The sequence below is a fragment of the Flavobacterium sp. DSR3-2 genome (genome assembly GCF_049896525.1).
Lineage (GTDB): Bacteria > Bacteroidota > Bacteroidia > Flavobacteriales > Flavobacteriaceae > Flavobacterium.
This window is the reverse complement of record NZ_JAFCUM010000008.1, coordinates 17,768-37,266: the sequence shown is the minus strand read 5'-3', so window position 1 is coordinate 37,266 and position 19,499 is coordinate 17,768. Positions and strand designations below refer to the sequence as shown.

The window sequence follows — 19,499 nt, the reverse complement described above, 5'->3', positions numbered from 1 at the left end:
ATGAAAAAACTCTACACTTATTTAGCATTTATCGCGGCAATAGCAACATTTGCACAAGCTCCACAAGGTTTCAATTATCAAGCAACTGTACGTAACAGCTCTGGTGCATTAATTGTAAACCAAAACGTGAACTTCAAGTTTAATATTATGCAAAATTCCCCAACAGCTGTTCCTGTTTACTCTGAGACCCATTATGTTCCAACCGATGATTTGGGTGCTGTCAATTTAGTAATAGGACAAGGAACTCCCGCAACGGGAACTTTTGCTGGTGTTAATTGGGGTATTGGCAACTATTATATGGGTATTGAACTCAATATAGGCAGCGGCTTTGTAGCAATGGGAACTACCCAATTATTAAGTGTGCCGTATGCTTTGTATGCAAATAGTGCTGGAAACAATATAAAAAAGGGGAAAACTTCAATACTGCTTACGGGAAATATTACTAATGCTCAAGCGGCTGCGCAAATTGCAGTGGAAGCAGGGACTGATACGGAGAATATATATATATTAAGAACTACTGGAATGACAACATTGGATTTAAGTGCTATTACAAGTTTAATAAATTTGGTCATCACTGACAATATTAGTTTGTCAACAATAAATTTAAATAATCTTGAATATACGTACAATGATTTTGAAATTTATAGTAATAAAAACTTAAGCACTCTCTCTTTTCCTAAATTAATTGGAATTTATGGCTATGATATGGGAATTAGAAATAACAACGCATTAACATCTGTTTCACTCCCATCACTGTCGTATTCGCCAGACATTTACATCAGCACTAATCCTATGCTATCTTCTGTTAATTTTCAGTCATTTAGTGGTATTGAAAATAATTTTAGTCGTTTACAACTTGACCGTAATGCCTTACCTACCTCACAAATAAATACACTTTTAAATATATTTTTAAAAACTCTTCCAGCATCAGGAAAACAAATAAATTTAAGCGGTCAAACTCCTCCAGCTCCGCCTACAGGTCAAGGAATTATCGACAAAACAACGTTAGAGAATACTGGAAATTCTGTTTCTACAGATTAAATTAGACTTACAAAAAAATTCAAAATTTATAAACTTAGGAGAATAACTAACAACCCTTTCACGAATCTAAGGTCTGAAAGGGTTTTATATTTTAAAGTTCATATTTCCCTATCATCACAATTAATATCATTCCTAAACTTATTATCAAAAGGAGACCTTTGCTAAAAAGATAATTCCTACTTTTAAACCTTCAAAACACAATACAATTTTAAAACCCTAATGGCAGCAGAACAAAAACAAAAATTAGAACAACAACTTTGGAACATCGCAAATACCCTACGTGGGAAAATGGATGCTGATGATTTCAGGGATTATATATTAGGTTTTATTTTCTACAAGTACCTGAGTACTAAAATGGATTTGTATGCCAACACCATACTAAAACCAGACGGTTTAACTTTTCAACAAATAGAAGGACATCCTGACAAAGCACTATTGATGCAGGAAATAAAACAACTCGCCATTGATAAATTGGGATTTTTCTTGGAACCTTGTGATTTGTTTTCGGAATTAGCACGAAGAGGAAACGCAGGCGGAAAAAATAATTTCATTCTTGGGGATTTAGCCAAAGTATTGACGCACATTGAGCAAAGCACAATGGGTTCTGAAAGCGAAGAAGATTTTGGTAATCTGTTTTCCGACCTTGATTTAACTTCTCATAAACTAGGGAAATCCGAAGCCGACAAAAACGAACTCATCGTAAAAGTCTTGGTGCATTTAGATGAAATTGATTTTGATTTAGAAAATACCGATAGTGACGTTTTGGGTGATGCCTATGAATATTTAATAGGACAGTTTGCCAGTGGAGCAGGCAAAAAAGCGGGAGAATTTTACACCCCACAACAAGTAAGTAGCATTTTGGCACAACTGGTAACGGTGGGCAAAGACAAACTCAAGAGCGTTTATGACCCAACATGTGGTTCTGGTTCGTTATTGTTGCGTGTAGCCAAAGAAGTAAAAGACGTGAGTGCTTTTTACGGGCAGGAGATGAACCCTACGACTTACAACTTATGCCGCATGAACATGATTATGCACGATGTGCATTACAAGCGATTTGATATAAAAAACGAAGATACTCTGGAACGCCCACAGCATTTTGATATGCGTTTTGAAGCCATTGTTGCTAACCCTCCTTTTTCTGCAAATTGGAGTGCCAGTCCCTTGTTTATGAGCGATGACCGTTTCTCGGCTTATGGGAGACTCGCACCAAGTAGCAAAGCCGATTTTGCCTTTGTGCAACACATGGTACACCAGCTTGCCGATAACGGAACTATGGCAATCGTTCTCCCTCATGGCGTTTTGTTTCGTGGCGGTGCAGAAGGACACATACGGGAATATTTGATAATGGAAAAGAATTACTTGGATGCCGTAATCGGTTTGCCAGCCAATATTTTTTACGGAACGAGTATCCCGACATGTATTTTGGTACTGAAGAAAAAACGAACTAATACACAAAATATTTTGTTTATAGATGCCAGCCAGCACTACGAAAAGGTGAAAACCCAAAACGTGTTGCGTACCGAGGATATTGATAAAATTATAAGCACCTACGAAAACAGAACCGAAGAAGAAAAATACAGCCACCTTGCTCCTTTGAGCGAAGTTGTTACCAATGATTACAACCTAAACATTCCCCGTTATGTAGATACGTTTGAAGAAGAAGACGCGGTAGATTTAATTGCTATAACTACCCAATTAAGAGTTTTGGCCACTCAAGGCGAAAATACCGATGCTACCATTGCTGAGTTTTGTATGGAATTAGGAATTGAAACCCCATTTTAATGAGTACAGCAACTTTACAAATTGAAAAGAAAAAAACGTTGGTGCCACAATTGAGGTTTCAGGAGTTTGAGGGGGAGTGGAAAAATAAGTCAATGAGAGATTTTACTAAAATAAATCAAGGACTCCAAATTCCAATTTCAGAAAGATTCTATGAAAAATCGGCTGATAATTATTTTTATATTACCAATGAATTTTTAAGAAAAGATTCGGCAAAAAGTTTTTTCATTAAAAACCCATCTGCTTCTGTGATTTGTTATGAAGATGACATATTAATGACTCGAACAGGTAATACTGGTCAAGTTGTAACTGGCGTTCATGGGGCCTTTCACAATAATTTTTTTAAGATTAAATATGATGAAACTTGTGATAAATGGTTTTTATATTTTTTCTTAACTTCTCATAAAACTCAACATACTATTCTAAAATTAGCTGGAGCATCAACAATTCCAGATTTAAATCATGGTGATTTTTATAAAATAACGCTAAACATCCCAACCTTACCCGAGCAACAAAAAATAGCTTCTTTTTTAAGTGCGGTTGATGAAAAAATACATCAACTTTTCCGTAAAAAGGAATTGTTAGAACAATACAAAAAAGGCGTAATGCAAAAATTGTTCTCAGGTAAATTGAGGTTTAAAGATGAGAATGGAGATGATTATGCGGATTGGGAAGAGAAGAGAATTAGTGATTATTTTCAAATCAAAGCGGGCGGGGATGTAAATTTAGAAAATTCAAGCAAAATAAAAACCGAAAAATTTAAATATCCTATATACGCAAATTCTGAAAAAGCAAAAGGATTATATGGTTATTCTGATTTGTATAAAATTGATTATAATTGTATAACAGTTACTGGGAGAGGAGCATTAGGTATAGCAAATGCTAGATTTGAAAAATTTTATCCAATTGTTCGTTTATTAATTTTGAAGCCTAAAAAAAACATAGATGTTTTGTTTTCACAATATGCTTTAAATCTTATTAATATATATCCCGAAAGTACTGGAGTGCCTCAATTAACAGCACCACAATACTCATCATATTTAATTTCATTTCCTTGCCTTGAAGAACAACAAAAAATCGCCAACTTTTTATCAAGTATTGATGCTAAAATAGAAAGTACCAGCCAACAACTCAATCAAACGCAAAGCTTTAAAAAAGGTTTATTGCAGCAACTATTTGTATAAAAACCTCTAACTATGGAATTATTAAAAGAATCACAGCACAGTTTTATTCAAAATGAGATTTGGATGCTAACTTTTGGAGCTGCTTTCCAAAGGGCAAACATTTACAATAAAACAGCTTCTGAAGAGCAAAGAGGTTATTTTAAAACCATGACTAGAGGGTTTATTGAGAATGTCGTTATAGACAGCTACAAAACTGGAAAGGTAAGCGATGAGCAGCACGTTGAAAACATAAAAGGTATCAGTGAGTACAGTTCTAATTTTTCAGAAATCTTTCAAGAAGGGAAAATCAACTTTGGCATCGCTCAAAAAATATTAAATCTATACCTAAAGTACATGTGGTCGCTAGGGCATATTCAGGAACCGCCTCATTTTCCAATAGATAGAATTATTCAAAGCAAATTAATAGGGCATACAAGACAATTAGGAATCAAACCAATTGCACTAAAGCCGTGGACACAATTTAATGATGAAAAGCATTATTTAGAAGTGATTAACAGTGCCAGAGATTTAATACTGAATAATGTATCTTTTGCCAAACACAGCTTAGCAGAGTTGGAATTATTATTATTTGATAGAAGATAAAAATGGGGCATCAATCTGAAGCGATATTAGAAAAGAACTTAATCAGGCAATTGCGTGGTTTAGATTATGGGTCTGTACTAATTCAGGATGGTACTGCTTTGGTTTGCAACTTAAAAAGCCAATTAGAAGTTTTTAACGAAAGCACTTTTACTGCCAAAGAGTTTGATGCTATTATCAATCATTTAGCCAAAGGCAATGTTTTTGAAAAAGCCAAAACGCTACGTGACCGCTTTCAATTAACCAAGGAAGATGGCACTTCATTTTATGTTCGTTTTTTTAATGCGGAAGATAATAGCAAAAATCTGTTTCAAGTTACCAATCAAATTAGTCTGGAAGGAAGCTACAAGAACCGTTTTGATGTCACGCTTTTGGTCAATGGTTTGCCATTGGTGCAAATAGAATTGAAACGTTCGGGTATCGAAATAAAAGAAGCTTTCAATCAAATCAATCGCTACCAAATGCATTCGTTTTGGAGCAATCATGGTTTGTTTCACTACGTGCAATTGTTTGTGATAAGTAATGGAGTCAATACCAAATATTTGGCAAATAACAAATTGCAATCGGTCAAGCAAACCTTCTTTTGGGCAGATGATAAAAATAAAAACATCACCGAGTTAACCGAGTTTGCAGCAGCTTTCCTAAACCCCAATCATTTAGGCAAAATGGTGGCGCATTATATCGTGATTAACGAAACCCATAAAGTGATGATGGTGTTGCGTCCGTATCAATATTTCGCTACAGAAGCGATTATTCATCAAGTTAAAAATGCTAGCGACAACGCCTATATTTGGCACACGACAGGTTCGGGTAAAACCCTAACTTCTTTCAAGGCAAGCCAAATCGTGATGGAATTGCCAGAGGTGTACAAAGTAGTTTTTGTAGTCGACAGAAAAGATTTGGATTACCAAACGATGACCGAGTTCAATGCTTTCAAAAAAGACAGTGTCGATGTCACGGATAATACCCAATCGTTGGTACGACAATTAACGGATAACACGAAGTTGGTTTTAACGACTATTCAAAAATTAAACAATGCCGTTTCCGAACGTTTTGCAGGTAAAATTGAAGCGTTACGACACAAGAAAATCGTATTTATATTTGATGAATGCCACCGTTCCCAGTTTGGCGAAACGCACGACAGGATTACCAAATTTTTTGATAAAAGCCAGTTAATCGGTTTCACGGGAACACCCATCTTTGCAGACAACGCTTCCAAGAATGATTTAGGGAAACGCACTACCAAAGATTTATTTGGCAACTGCCTGCATAAATACGTGATTACAGATGCCATTCGGGATGAAAACGTATTGCGTTTTGGGATCGAATATGTGGGGAAATACAAAAACAAGAGCAAAGCTTTTATCGACATCGAAGTAGAAGACATTGACAAGCAAGAAGTGTTGAACTCGGAAAAGAGAATTAACAAAATTGTCGATTACATTATTGCTTATCACAATCAAAAAACGTTTAGCAGGGATTACTCCGCGCTGCTGGCGGTAAGCAGTATCGATAATGTGATTCAATATTACGACCTTTTTCAGCAAAAGAAAGCAGCAGGAGAACACGATTTGCGTATTGCCACTATTTTTACTTACGGCACAAACGAAGATTCAGACGAAGCACGGGATTTTCTTCCTGAAGATTATGATGAATTTGATTTCGCTGCCGAACCACAAACAATCTATAAATCTAAACATACCCGAGACAAACTTGAAGGCTATATGGCCGATTACAATACGATGTATGGCTCTAGCTATTCGACCAAGGACAGCGAATCTTTTCAAAAATATGCCCAGAACATAAGCAAGCGATTGAAAGACCGTGAAAAGGAAAACTTCAACGATGAGAAAGACCGTTTAGACATTGTTATCGTTGTAAATATGATGCTTACGGGCTTTGATGCCAAAAAAGTAAATACGCTTTATGTGGATAAGAATTTGAAGCAACACGGCTTGATTCAAGCTTTTTCGAGAACCAATCGGATATTGGGAGAACAGAAGTCGCAAGGGAACATATTGTCCTTTAGAAACCTCAAAAAAGCCACCGATGAGGCCATTACTTTGTTTTCGAATAAAGAAGCCATTGAAGTTGTTACTATGCCCGATTACGAAGCCATTGCGGAGAAGTTTGACGAAGCATTGAAACTCTTGCGGGAAATAACACCCACCTATCAAAGCGTCAATGATTTGGAAAGCGAGGAGGATGAAGCGCAGTTTGTACAGGCGTTCCGAAAGTTAATGCGGGCGATGAACGTATTGCAATCCTACACCGATTTTGATTGGGAGGACTTAACAATTGCAGAGCAGGAATTCGAAGACTACAAAAGCAAGTACTTAGACTTGTACGAAAAGGTCAAACGAGATACCGAAAAACAAAAAACTTCGATTCTCGATGACATTGATTTTGAACTGGAGTTAATCCACAGAGACCAAATTAACGTGGCATATATCCTGAAATTGTTAGCCCAATTGAAAGGAACAAAAACTCAATCGGCGGCAGTTGTACAAAGAAAAGCCATTATTGATTTATTGGGAGGTGATATTCAGTTAAGAAGCAAACGGGAACTGATTCAGAAATTCATTGATGAGAATATGCCACGCATCAAAGACGGCGACAACATTGAAGACGAATTTGAAAAATTCTGGCAAGACCAAAAAGTACTCGCATTGGGCAAACTGTGCGAAGACGAGCATCTCGACAAAGCGCAATTCAAATCTTTAATCGATGCCTACATCTACAGTGGTCGTGAACCCATAAAAGATGAGGTTTTTCAGTGTTTAGATAATAGACCTAGCATCTTACAGGCCAGAGTAATTGGTGATAGGATTATTACAAAAATGAAGGAGTTTGTGGAGGTTTTTGTGAAGGGGATAGTGGCTTAGGGAAGTAAATTTATGAAAGAAAAACAAGCATTTTTTGCAGCAGGTTTTAATAGAAACGTCTTAAATATAAAATAAAAAAATGAGTACAAAACTTGATCAATTATATTCGTTAAGAAAAAATTTTACTATTATAGGATTAACCGGTAGGACAGGAAGCGGTTGTTCTGATTTAGCAAACCTTTTATCAAAACCTTTTAATGAAAATAAATTAATTAGGAATCCAATTAGTTTAGGAACTACAATTTTTCAAAGAAAATATCAGATTGTATATAATTATACTGAGCAAAACTGGAAGCAATATAATGTAATTGAGTATAAAAAAGTTTTATTTTTGCTTTTACTACCTAAATTATATAGAACTCCAAAAAACACGCTTTTATTCGATTACTACAGATACAAACTAGCTACTGAAACTTCTGATGAAAAAATAAATGCTGTCAAATTAAAAATCAAAAGTCTAGTTTTGGCAAATAAAACATTAATTGAAAAAATAATTGAAATTGGAGATTTGACAAAAGTTAGAACCAAAAAGAAGTTAAATTTATTGAATGAGGTTTTCTGGGGAAGTGAATTTAATAAACTAGCAGACGATGTTAATGAATATCTAAAAAAAGAAGGTGAAATTGAGCGTATAATGTTGCTTCACCACACTGCAAATAATTTTAGAAAATCTGGCGGACCATTTAGTACAAAAAATTCTGATCCCCAACACATTTATACTATTGCTAATGTTATAAATAGAATAATTAAAGCTACAAAACAAGAAGTTAAAAATGAACAATGTCAAATTGTAATTGATTCATTAAGAAATTCATTAGAAATTAATTTTTTTAAAGAAAGATTTTCCGCCTTTTACCTAATTGCTGTTAAAAATGATGCACGAAAAAACAGATTAATTGAGCTACATCAAAAAAGTGAAATACAAATTGTTGACCGATTATTAGAGATTGATGAGGATGAATACAAATCTACCGATTATCAAAGGGGAATATTTTATACACCCGATGTTCAAAATTGTATACAAATTTCTGATTATCATGTAAATAATAATATATTCCAGTCTGTTTTAAGTTCGAAAGAGGACAGTCAATTATATAATTCTTGTTTCTTTTCAAAAGATGAGCAACTAATGAAGTTACAAGCGTTAATTCAGCAACCTGGCATTATTACGCCTGACCCTACTGAGCGAGTTATGCAAATAGCTTATACCGCTAAATTAAATTCAGGTTGTATTTCAAGACAAGTTGGTGCTGTTGTAACTGACAATGAATATTCAACTAAAGCCATAGGATGGAATGACGTACCGAAAGGAGCAATTCCTTGTTCGGTTAGAAACGTTAAGGATATTTCCTCCGATAAAAGTTTTGGTTTTACAAAGTTTGAATTAGGAGAAGGGCTTAAGGAGACAGAACAAATTAATACAGATCAAGCAGACAATTTACTGGATAATGAATCCAAAAAATTTAATCAGTTTGTTAAGGCGAATTTTAACGAAACAACTTTACCTGAATCAGAATTAGGTGGTAGAAATTGTCCTTATTGCTTTAAAACAGCCTATAATGCATTCTCAGGAGAAAAAAATCAGGTTCATACTCGATCGCTACATGCAGAAGAAAATGCTATGATGCAAATATCAAAAAGTGGTGGGCAAGGCTTAAGAGATGGATTCCTTTTTACTACTGCTAGCCCTTGTGAATTATGTGCAAAAAAAGCCTATCAATTAGGGGTACGTACAATATATTACATTGATCCTTATCCAGGTATTTCAAGGAATCATATCCTTAAAAGTAACGAGAAGACTGATCCGAAAATGGTCCTGTTCTCAGGAGCAGTTGGAAAAGCGTATCACAAGCTATATGAGCCTTTTCTTTCTCAAAAGGATGAATTAGCTTTACTAACTAATTTTAAATTAGAATCACCTAAGGATGTAAAAGCTAAATCACTAAAAGAAATTTTAAAAAAGGAGTTTAGTAATAATAAAGGTTTATTAGAAAAAATCGAAAAAAAATTTAGTGATAATGGAGATGGCTTTGATGAATTTATTCAATTTGTTGAAAACGGGCTAAATCAATAATACATATCGTAAAAATCGTGAAGTAAAAAAAGAATTATTTTAATTTCTCCTTATTTACAAATACCCCGATGGCGCGGATATGTCCCACAACGGTTAACGCGGATGTAAAATCCGTGCCCACAAACAAAATAAAATGATTAAATAAATTAAACTATTAATTCCTAAAAACGATCCTATGAAATTTATATATAGAATACCATCCATCGCCAAAAGAATTGCGGCAGGAACTTCGGAAAAAAGAATCGTGAAAAATGAATTAGGGTTAAAAGCACCTCGAGGATATGGATGGTTAACCAATCTGAACAAATTTTTATACAACAAGGGCTTAAAAAACAAAGTCAATTTAAGTAAAGGCCTTAAAAATATCCTCTAAATCATTATTATAGAGACCCTCTGTTTTTAGTTCTTCATCTGTTTTACCTTCGGTCATATCCCATACCCTTGCATTAATGCCCATTGCAATTAATGATGGTATTTTACCGTAAATAATATTCACTGCATTTTCGCTCATATCCGGAATAATAAGGACAGTGTGACCAATTAGTGGGAGAAGTTTGTTTTTAGTAAGTCCATTGATTCCACCGTAGGAAATCCAAATATATTCAGGAAGATTTATATACCCAACAATGGCAGTTTTCTGGCTCTCGACAAGAATAACTGTCTTTTTTCCTTTTAGATTGTCATACAAGAGGTGCTCACCAAAAAGGCAAGAGTAATAGCCTTCTTCATTTTTATAGGGTACTTTAAATTGATTGTTCCTTTTTCCGTTTTCATTGTAATAGGATATTTTTGCTTTTTGCACTTGTAAGTCCGTATTGATCTCCCAGAAAATAGTTCCCCCATCTTTACTTGTGCCTAAAGCGTAAATTTCCTTGGCATCATTCACTTTTTCATTGCAATATTTTTTGCGGAGATATTGTAATAGGTTGTTTTCAGGAATAATGTGGAAGCACTCCCAAATAGTACTTTCTGGAATGTACTTTATGTCCTTTGCAATGTCTTTTTGTTGTTGTACAACGGAATGGGAATAGCTTTGTAAAATACTTGTAATGGGCTCATATTTACTTTGAACGTCATTCCAAATAAATTCATTTCCGTTTTCATCCTTATAAAGAGTAGGAGGCAAGCTCGTTTTGCCACAAGAGTGACAATAGCCATATATTTCTGGTAGGTCAATAAAAGTGCTGAATTTACCATCTTTGTTGCTTTTACTGCAACAAGGAGTAGTTAGATTTAGGTCTCTTTTTTTATTGTACTGATATTCTATAATTACTTTATGTAAGGCCATTTATTTTAATTTATTGACGCAACTTGCAACTTTATATTTTGATTTAATCTAGTGTAAAACAATGTAAATGTGTTGTTTATAGCTATTTTTACAGTATTGTTAAGTTGCAGGTTGCATTGCGTTAATTACTTTATTCCAGTGTCTTGAGATGGTTGCCTTGTCTTTTCCTGTAATTGCAACAACATCTTTTTGTGTAGCATTATTTTTTATAGCAACTTTGATAATTTCATCAATAGTAACTTCTGTCTCAGTTTTAGAAATATTTTCTTCAAGTATGATTTTAAAATTAGTGAAGTAAAACTCATTGACGAGTATTGCAGTTTCTAATGTTTCGACTGTAATTGGCTTTCTAAAATCATCGGTGTCGGCATTTTCTATTAAATGAACAAGAAGGACCAGCTTATGAATATTGATGAGCATTTTAGCCATGTATTCACGACTGTAATCCATTAGCTTGCTTTGCTTGTTTATTAAATCTTGTGAGTAGTCAAACATTCTATTTTGCGCGTCGCTATCGAGGCTTAATGTTAAGCAATCCATTTCATAAGCGGTTTCAATATCAATACGATAGTTTAACAATTTGAGAAGGGAAGAAGAGTATCTCTTTAGTGTTGCGTCAGCTATCTTAATAGTCGACAGCTTGTCATTACTAGTCAATTTATAGGTAAATAGAAAACGATCTATCAAACCACTTTCCAGATTACCATCAGCAAATAATTTAGGAATAAACTGGGTTTGAATTGATCCCATTAAGGTTGGATAGGACTTATCTATTCTATAGCTATCAGTTGTCTTCCTAGAAATGTCAATATGTTTATTTGTGTTTCCCTGTAAAAAAAAGGTGCGCCAAGCTGACCCCTCATTACTATTTTTGTTGGCCATTTTTTGTACCAAATTATAGAGCTCATCTATGAAAATCCCAATAGAGTATTGATTTTTATAATGAACATACTGAGCTGACTCTATAGTAGCATCTTGTAAAAACAATTGTTTTCTTATTGTTTCATAACTGGGGTCGTCAATTTTGTTATTTTTATATTCATTGTAATTGGTGTTGTCGTAGTCGTGTAAAGGCTGGGTGGCTAAATCCATGGCAGGAGACTTAATGTCACCTCGACTGCCTACAATTGCAAAATACAAGTTTGAATAATTGCTGTAGCCCATCGCATCAATCGAAAAAGCTAAACCAGCTGCATTGCTGTAGGCAAATAATATGGAACTAAACAAGTACTCCTTTGGAATTCGTTTGTGCTTAAACGCATCATTAATAATGTTTTTAATGGGGGAGGGCATCGATGCAATTATTTGCTCTAACTGATTTTTAGCAATTTCTTTGTTTGTAAGAACAGTATTATCAATACTGTTTTTGATATCGTTAATATTTTTTAGCTCCATGACTTATTGGTTTAATTAGATAAACAAGACTTTTCGTTTGCAGATCGTAAAAAGGCCTAGCGCCATCAAATCTATCCGGCAAATTTTTTATGGGATGATGCTGAGTCATTAAAAGCTGCTTAACTTCTTTAATATCCTTTTTAGTTGCGGGCTTATTTTCTTCTTTTGTAAAAATGTTTGTTAAAGCATTTACCGCGAGAGTCCCAGCAGCAGCATTTCCAACTCCTGCCCAACTCATCGTTTCAGATTTTTTTTCTTCTGTATTTTTACTTTCTGTAGAGGGTACGTTTAATCCTGTAATCTTTCTAATTACAAAAGCTCTAGTCCTACAACTGTTGCTACAATATTTTTGTTTTAGTCGTCTACTAGGCTTGTAATCTTTGCTACAGTACTGACATACATATAAATAATTTTCCATTGTTCGTTATTATTACGTTAGATTGACGATTAAAGCAGTCGGTTTTTAGATAAATACTCGTTGGCTTTGATTTCAATTTCAGATTTTGAGTTTTGTTTGCCGCTTATAACCCAATCTAATACTTCAGATTTTAGGAAATAAAGTCGTTTTGCTTTCTTGTGATATGGAATTTTGTTGTGATGTACGAGGCCATAAACAGTTGCTTTAGCCAAGTTGATGAGTTTTGCAGTTTCATCTATGTTTAAGAAAATAATATCCTCCTGTGGGGTTGGAGTATTTATATTCTTGATAATGTTTTCAGAAACTCTTTCTGAGATTACTTTAATTAGTTCTTCAAATAGAACGTTGAAATTTTTCATAATTTTTACAGTTTTTTTATTATGACCCAAATTTATTGGTGTAACTATGAAAATAGTATGCTCTATAGTATTGATATAGTATTGATATAGTATTGATATAGTATTGATATAGTATTTTTATATATCTGTAATACTGCGTTTTATGTTTTTTATTTTTATTTAAAGCTAAAAAAAAACAGCTATTTATATTTAGCTGTTATTTGTTTTACTGCGATTTATTTCGTTTTTCAGTTGATTTTACTTTTTATTAAGTTTATAATTTTATTGATATTACTTAATCCGAAAGGTTCAAGTTTTATTATTATTGCATTAATAAAAACTCTTTTTTCTGAAACACCATAGTAGTCAACCCCTTTATATATTTTATCATAAAATCTGTTGTTATTCGATCCTAGTGTAAAAATGGATAAGTCGGTTATATTGTTTGTAATTAACATTAGTTTTGAGTATTCAGGTAAAGAGATTTTTATTGGTGAATTGTAATATGCATGTAAAAGAAATATTTTTTCATCTTCTGAAAACTTACTAATATTAAATAGTAGTATTTCTTTGGCTTTATCCATTTTATTTTTGGTTTCAATTTTACTTTCGTTATTTAAATTGAAAAGAATAGTTTCCGCAGATTGAATTTGATTTTCCTGTGGATACAATTTTTTGAATGTCGGAGTATCTTCTAAAGCTAGATTTCCATAAGTTGTAATTACAAAATCAGTAAAATCATTCAGTTCAAACATCTTCTCAAATAATTTAGAGTGATAATTAAACAATCGACTTATTTCTTTTAATGCATGTAAAGACGCTAAATCAAACACAAAGCTTTGAAATGAATAATTTGGTGGTAATTCATCTTCATTTAACTTTAAATACTCGGGAAAAACATCGTTTTTTAGAGTTAGTTCAATAGCATTTTCGCTGTAACAACTTAGTGATTTTTTATATGTTACCTCTAAAAGTGACAAACTTTTATTGGATGTAATATCACTTATATTAATAAGTTCTTGATTATTTTTGATTATTGCATTTAAAGCAAAATTGAATGTCCTAGTTTCAGTTTTGAATCTAATTAAAGTTTCTTCAACGTTATTTTGAACTTCATTATACGTTTTGTGATAGGAATTGTCATAGGTACTTTTATAGTCCATCGAGTTTCAAGTTTATTCGGTTAGCGGCAATTATTTTATTTTTGTCCATTACTTTAGTGTAAATCTGTGTGGTTGAAACGTTTTTATGGCCTAGAAGCTTTGAAACAGTATAGATGTCTGTTCCATTCGCTAATTGCAAGGTGGCGTAGGTGTGTCTAAAGTTATGAAATGAAATTTTCTTTGTTATGCCAGAATCACTAAGCCATTTTTTTAGTGGTCGTGTAATTTCGGAGTACTTGAGCTCTCCAAAAACAAGTTCACTCTCTTTTGCCTGTAAGTTTATAATACTTAGAACACTTTCTGAGACTGGATGATTATACAAGTTTCCCGTTTTTTTTTCTCGTACTTTTATATACCCCCTTTGATGGATATCAGAATAAATATTACAAAAGGGGAGGGTTTGTATGTCAACGAACCGTAAACCTGTTAAGGCTGAAACAAAAGCCATATGTTTTAGTCTTGGAAAACTGCAGTTAGTATTCCATAAAAGCTCCAACTCTTTTTCTGATAAGTATTCTCGATACGTTTCTTCTTCCTTTATAAATTCAGCACCATCGGCAAGATTATGTTCAATAATTTTACTCTTATGAGCCTTTTTAAGCACTAATATGAAGTTTTTGTAATAGGAAGAAGCAGTGTTGACTGATAATTTTTTAGCGTTGGTACGTAAATTTTGTGTTTCAAGTAAAAAAGTCCGGTACCTCGTAACGTGCTTTTCATTTAAAAAGTGAGACTGTAATGTCTCGCCTGTAAAAGCTTTAAAGTAGTTCAAGGAAGCATTCCAAACAGAGTGATTTGATTTTGCTCCTTTCTCACTGTATTCATCGACCACAGAGGCGTAAAACTGGATAAAATCGACATTGTAAGTAATGTTTTCTTTAAAGCCATATTCTTTATCTCTAACTTGTGTGAGTCTTTTGGCCCGTATCAGGTCTGCAAAAGCCAATGTAGATTTGTTGTGTGCCTTTTCAGTTTCGTCTTTAGGCTTGTCAAAAACTTTAAGACCTAAAAACTCTCTCCTGGATTCTTTTCCAGTTTTTGGATTAATGATAGCAGGGAAGTAGTCCAAGAACAAACTTGACTTGTTGTTTGCTAATACTTTTTTTCGTAAAGTAACATTTGCCATATTCTTTGTTATTTAATTAAAAATGGAATCAATATCTTCTTTTCTTACAAGGGTGTATTTACCCTGTTTTTTTTTAGGTATTTTGAACCTAATAATAAGGTTATATAAGGCTGCGCTAGATATATTAAATTTTTTCTGTGCTTCTTGAATAGTATAGGAGTTATCAAGGTTTATTTCAATCTCGGTGCTTTCTTTACTTCTTTTAATCTGTTTCAAATTATTGTCAAAATAAGCATCGATATCTTTTCTTCTGATGAGTGTTTTTCGGTCTGAAAAGCTAAAAGAGTTGATTTCCTTTCTTTCTATTAAGCGATAGATTGTTTTGGTCGACATGTTTAATAGTTGTGACGCATCTCTCACGGTCAAAAAATCTTTGTTCTTTACTTCTTCAATTTTGACAAGAGACTTTTCGTTAACCTTGGATAAAGTTTCCAAATTACTATCCTTAATTTTTAAGTTTCGGACGAGCATTTTGTTGTTCCTGCCATTGCATATAGTTGAGCAAAATCGGGTACGAGTTGTCTTGGCAATAAATGAATTATTGCAATATTCACAGACACGATTTACGCTTAAATTGGAGCTCATTAGTTAGTATAATAAAGAGTGATTATATGAATTAAATAGAATTAAGGGTAAATAAGGGACATAATCTGTCTACTTTCATTCAAAGATAATAAATAACTTTAATGAGGTACAATATCGGTACAAAAAAAGCAAAAATAAGCAAAACCAAATCAAAATAAAAAAATATAAAAAAATAAAAAACCCTTGATTTACAAGGGCTTTAGTGTGTATTGTTTTTGGATGTTTTGTTAAAAATCGCCTATTTATTTTCCGATGCAGAAATTAGCAAAAATATTACCTAACAACTCATCATTAGTAACCTGTCCGGTAATCATTCCAAATTGATATAGTGCTTCTTTAATATCAAGAGCCATCAAATCGCTGGATAAGTTAGTTTCAAGTCCAAATTTTACTTTTTTGATTTCTTCTAAAGCTTTTATTAGCGAATCGTAATGCCTAGTATTAGTTACGATTGTTTCATTATTGCGCAAAGCACCCGTGTTAACAAACGCAAGTAATCGATTTTTTAAATCCTCAACTCCCAGTTTTTCTTTTGCGGAAATTAGCAAGATTTCTGGAATTTCCGATTTCAAATTTTCAATTTCGATTTCTTTTAATTTGTCGGCTTTGTTACCAATGATTACAAGAGGTTTTAACGGAAACTGATGTTTAATTTTTTCCAGTTCCACTTTTAACTTTAGACCTGAAACTTTAAACTCCGAACTGTCAAAAAGAAAAACGACAACTTGCGCTTGTTCAATTTTTTCGAATGTTTTTCGAATCCCGATGCTTTCCACTACATCTTCCGTTTCCCGAATTCCAGCGGTGTCTATGAATCTAAAACCGATTCCACCAATCACTAATTCATCCTCAATTGTATCACGCGTTGTTCCCGCAATTTCTGAAACAATGGCGCGTTCTTCATTCAATAAGGCATTCAAAAGAGTCGATTTCCCTACATTGGGTTCACCCACAATAGCCACAGGAATTCCGTTTTTGATAACATTTCCCACAGCAAAAGAATCAATCAGACGTTTCAGTACAAACTCAATTCTATTCAGTAATTCATGAAATTGTGTTCTATCGGCAAATTCAACATCTTCTTCAGCAAAGTCGAGCTCAAGTTCAATTAGGGAAGCAAAATTCAAGAGTTCTTCCCGCAGTTTAGCTATTTCATTAGAGAAACCACCACGCATTTGTTGCATCGCAATCTGGTGTGAAGCTTCATTATCGGAAGAAATTAAATCGGCAACGGCTTCTGCCTGAGATAAATCCAATTTTCCATTTAAGAAAGCTCGGAGTGTAAATTCACCTGGATCAGCCATTCGGCAACCTTTGCGAAGCAATAATTGAATGATTTGCTGTTGAATGTAAGTTGAACCGTGGCATGAAATTTCAATCGTATTTTCACCAGTATAGGAGTTTGGTCCCTTGAAGATGGACACTAGAACTTCATCCAAAGTTTTGAAATCATCCATAATATGTCCTAGATGTAATGTATGCGTTTTTTGTGTCGTTAATTCTTTATTCTTTATCGATTTAAAAACAGAATTTCCAATAGTAATGGCGTCTTGGCCGGAAATCCGAATAACGGCTATAGCTCCCGCTCCCGAAGGAGTGGCCAATGCCACTATGGAATCGTGAGGTATCATAATTTATGTAATTTTATGCAAAAGTAAGTAAAATTGAGTACGCATCAATAAGTACGAGGCAAACCATTAACTTTTTTTTTTGTTAAAAATTTGCCAAAGTGATAATTATCATATTCTCTTACGTTTCTGTTTTGTAATTTTATATAACATTGATTTATAGTTAATTGCCTTCTCATGAAAAAAATTTTATTCCCAACCGATTTTTCCCATGTCTCTAACAATGCATTCATTTATGCGTTAAAATTGGCTGATTCTATTAATGCTGAAATCATAACAATGCATGTTTATCATTTGCCACAAGCAAATTATATTAATGTTTCGGAGTATTTACATGAAATTTATGATGTTACGGAGTTAAGTAATTTTGAAAACTATAAAGATGAAGTTCCCGTTCTAAGAAGAATTGCTGAAGAAAATAATTTGGATCATGTAAAAATCAGCCATGTTTTGATTTTAGGAAATTTAATTGAAGAAATACAAAAAATCACTAAGCACGAGTTTATTGATTTTATTGTGATGGGAACTAAAGGAGCAACTGGACTTAAAGAAACATTTTTAGGAACAGTAGCTACAAAAATAATGAACAATGTCAAAGCAGTTGTTTTGGCTATTCCAGAACGTTGTAAATACGAACCGGTAAAAAATTTGCTTTTTATCACTGAATACCAAGCGGATGACACGCAATCTTTTCTAAAAGTTAAGGCTTTGGCCAAGGTATTTCAAACTCATATTGACTGTCTTCGAGTAAAACCCCAAAACCGTGAAGATGACAATAATAACATGAGGAATTGGGAAGAATTAATTGATAATCAAAATATTAAGTTGCACTCTGTTACAGGAAATGATGTGGAAGGGATTATTTTAAACTTTATTGATTCACATAAAATCAATATGATTGCGATGCATGTACATCATAAAAATTTCTTTGAAAAACTATTTGAAATCAGCCTCTCAAAAAAATTGGCGTTTCATATTAATATTCCTATTTTGGCTATTCATGAATGAAAGTATTCTACTCTGAATACGCTGAAAAATAAAGTTTAATAATTTATTTTGGTAAACAAATTATTTTAATACGTAAAAAAAATGAAAAAAATTTTATTTCCGACCGATTTTTCTACAGTGGCCACAAATGCCTTTGTTCATGCATTAGAATTTGCAAATATTGTCCAAGGCGAACTCATTTTGTTGCATACATTTCAATTGCCAGTATATGACAATCAGTTTTTCCCGGAAAACTACGCCGTCATTTATAATTCATTAGAGTTAGCTCAATTTGATATGTTTAAGGACGAACTCCCAAAATTGCGAGCCATAGCTCAAGAGCGACATCTTGACAAAATAAAGATGTCTCATAGATTAATGGATGGAGATTTACTTCATAATATTAAAAAATCTATAAAAGAAGATAAAATTGATTTTGTAATCATGGGTACTTCCGGAGCGACAGCTTGGGATGCTTTTTTTGTGGGTACCAATACCGGCTCTGTAATTTCTGGAATTGACGTTCCGATGTTGTGCGTGCCCGCGGAAGCAAAATTTAAGAAAATTGAAATTATAGGATTCACGACCCGTTTTAGAATGAAAGACAAAAAAGCTTTAAAAATGGTGTTGGATATTGCAAAAAAAACAAAAGCGAAAGTCAAATGTTTGTATGTAAAAACCAGTGATTCGGATGTTCCAAAAGAGACAGTTGCTGCATGGGAAGATGAATTTATTAATGAACCCGTTGAGTTTTTTGTAATTAATAGTGATGAAGTCAAAGAGACGATTTTAGATTTTATCATGTACAAAGAAATAGATTTTTTGACAATGCTCACTTATAAAAGAGGGTTTTTTGAGGGCATTTTCAAACCTAGTTTAACCAAAAAAATTGTCACTAATTTTGAAATTCCAATTTTAGCGATTCATATTGATTGATACAGTTTAAATTCAATTGAAATCTTGAATTCTATTTAGTATAGCATCGCCATTGCCTTTTAATTTAGACTTCAAAGTAATCTATTTCGTTAT

Annotated in this window: 17 protein-coding genes; 9 read left to right on the top strand and 8 right to left on the bottom strand. The window is 33.4% G+C overall.

Going from position 1 to position 19,499, the window contains the following annotated elements; translation table 11 throughout:
- The 7 genes from ACP7AV_RS10785 to ACP7AV_RS10755 all read left to right on the top strand — a co-directional run bounded on the left by ACP7AV_RS10785 (window position 1) and on the right by ACP7AV_RS10755 (window position 9,915).
- Window positions 1–1,041, top strand: coding sequence for a hypothetical protein (locus ACP7AV_RS10785; protein ID WP_426091956.1), 1,041 nt, complete (start codon window positions 1–3; stop codon window positions 1,039–1,041).
- A gap of 219 nt (window positions 1,042–1,260) precedes the next feature.
- Window positions 1,261–2,823, top strand: a complete 1,563-nt coding sequence (locus ACP7AV_RS10780) for a type I restriction-modification system subunit M (RefSeq protein WP_426091955.1) — start codon at window positions 1,261–1,263, stop codon at window positions 2,821–2,823.
- The gene (locus ACP7AV_RS10775; RefSeq protein WP_426091954.1) at window positions 2,823–4,004 is read left to right on the top strand and encodes a restriction endonuclease subunit S; all 1,182 of its coding nucleotides are present in this window, start codon (window positions 2,823–2,825) and stop codon (window positions 4,002–4,004) included. Before ACP7AV_RS10780 ends, ACP7AV_RS10775 begins: the two co-directional genes overlap by 1 nt.
- A 12-nt stretch (window positions 4,005–4,016) precedes the next feature.
- On the top strand, window positions 4,017–4,586 hold the full coding sequence (locus tag ACP7AV_RS10770) for a hypothetical protein (protein WP_426091953.1): 570 nt from the start codon (window positions 4,017–4,019) through the stop codon (window positions 4,584–4,586).
- Window positions 4,587–4,588: 2 nt separating this feature from the next.
- The gene (locus tag ACP7AV_RS10765; protein WP_426091952.1) at window positions 4,589–7,468 is read left to right on the top strand and encodes a type I restriction endonuclease subunit R; all 2,880 of its coding nucleotides are present in this window, start codon (window positions 4,589–4,591) and stop codon (window positions 7,466–7,468) included.
- Window positions 7,469–7,547: 79 nt separating this feature from the next.
- Window positions 7,548–9,542, top strand: a complete 1,995-nt coding sequence (locus tag ACP7AV_RS10760; protein ID WP_426091951.1) for a hypothetical protein — start codon at window positions 7,548–7,550, stop codon at window positions 9,540–9,542.
- Window positions 9,543–9,717: 175 nt separating this feature from the next.
- A complete protein-coding gene (locus ACP7AV_RS10755) occupies window positions 9,718–9,915 on the top strand; it encodes a hypothetical protein (protein ID WP_426091950.1) in 198 nt (65 codons plus the stop codon).
- Here ACP7AV_RS10755 and ACP7AV_RS10750 read toward each other — a convergent pair.
- The 8 genes from ACP7AV_RS10750 to mnmE all read right to left on the bottom strand — a co-directional run bounded on the left by ACP7AV_RS10750 (window position 9,886) and on the right by mnmE (window position 17,486).
- Window positions 9,886–10,830, bottom strand: coding sequence for a DUF6371 domain-containing protein (locus tag ACP7AV_RS10750; RefSeq protein WP_426091949.1), 945 nt, complete (start codon window positions 10,828–10,830; stop codon window positions 9,886–9,888). The two genes, ACP7AV_RS10755 and ACP7AV_RS10750, sit on opposite strands and share 30 nt — an antisense overlap.
- Window positions 10,831–10,929: 99 nt before the next feature.
- Window positions 10,930–12,225, bottom strand: coding sequence for a DUF3987 domain-containing protein (locus ACP7AV_RS10745; protein ID WP_426091948.1), 1,296 nt, complete (start codon window positions 12,223–12,225; stop codon window positions 10,930–10,932).
- Window positions 12,206–12,643, bottom strand: coding sequence for a hypothetical protein (locus ACP7AV_RS10740; RefSeq protein ID WP_426091947.1), 438 nt, complete (start codon window positions 12,641–12,643; stop codon window positions 12,206–12,208). The genes ACP7AV_RS10745 and ACP7AV_RS10740 overlap by 20 nt, the downstream gene beginning before the upstream one ends.
- A gap of 29 nt (window positions 12,644–12,672) precedes the next feature.
- A complete protein-coding gene (locus ACP7AV_RS10735; RefSeq protein WP_426091946.1) occupies window positions 12,673–13,002 on the bottom strand; it encodes a helix-turn-helix domain-containing protein in 330 nt (109 codons plus the stop codon).
- 227 nt (window positions 13,003–13,229) lie between these two features.
- Window positions 13,230–14,144: a hypothetical protein gene (locus tag ACP7AV_RS10730; RefSeq protein WP_426091945.1), complete on the bottom strand. Its 915-nt coding sequence runs from the start codon at window positions 14,142–14,144 to the stop codon at window positions 13,230–13,232.
- Entirely contained in the window at window positions 14,134–15,270 is a 1,137-nt protein-coding gene (locus ACP7AV_RS10725) for a tyrosine-type recombinase/integrase (RefSeq protein WP_426091944.1), read from the bottom strand. The genes ACP7AV_RS10730 and ACP7AV_RS10725 overlap by 11 nt, the downstream gene beginning before the upstream one ends.
- A gap of 12 nt (window positions 15,271–15,282) precedes the next feature.
- Window positions 15,283–15,705, bottom strand: coding sequence for a helix-turn-helix domain-containing protein (locus tag ACP7AV_RS10720; protein WP_426091943.1), 423 nt, complete (start codon window positions 15,703–15,705; stop codon window positions 15,283–15,285).
- 392 nt (window positions 15,706–16,097) lie between these two features.
- Entirely contained in the window at window positions 16,098–17,486 is a 1,389-nt protein-coding gene (gene mnmE / locus ACP7AV_RS10715) for a tRNA uridine-5-carboxymethylaminomethyl(34) synthesis GTPase MnmE (RefSeq protein ID WP_426091942.1), read from the bottom strand.
- A 174-nt stretch (window positions 17,487–17,660) separates the two neighbouring features.
- On the opposite strand from mnmE, the gene ACP7AV_RS10710 reads away from it, so the two are divergent.
- On the top strand, window positions 17,661–18,491 hold the full coding sequence (locus ACP7AV_RS10710) for a universal stress protein (RefSeq protein WP_426091941.1): 831 nt from the start codon (window positions 17,661–17,663) through the stop codon (window positions 18,489–18,491).
- An 81-nt stretch (window positions 18,492–18,572) separates the two neighbouring features.
- Complete coding sequence (locus ACP7AV_RS10705; RefSeq protein ID WP_426091940.1) at window positions 18,573–19,406, top strand: universal stress protein; 834 nt, start codon at window positions 18,573–18,575, stop codon at window positions 19,404–19,406.
- Window positions 19,407–19,499: the final 93 nt, after the last annotated feature.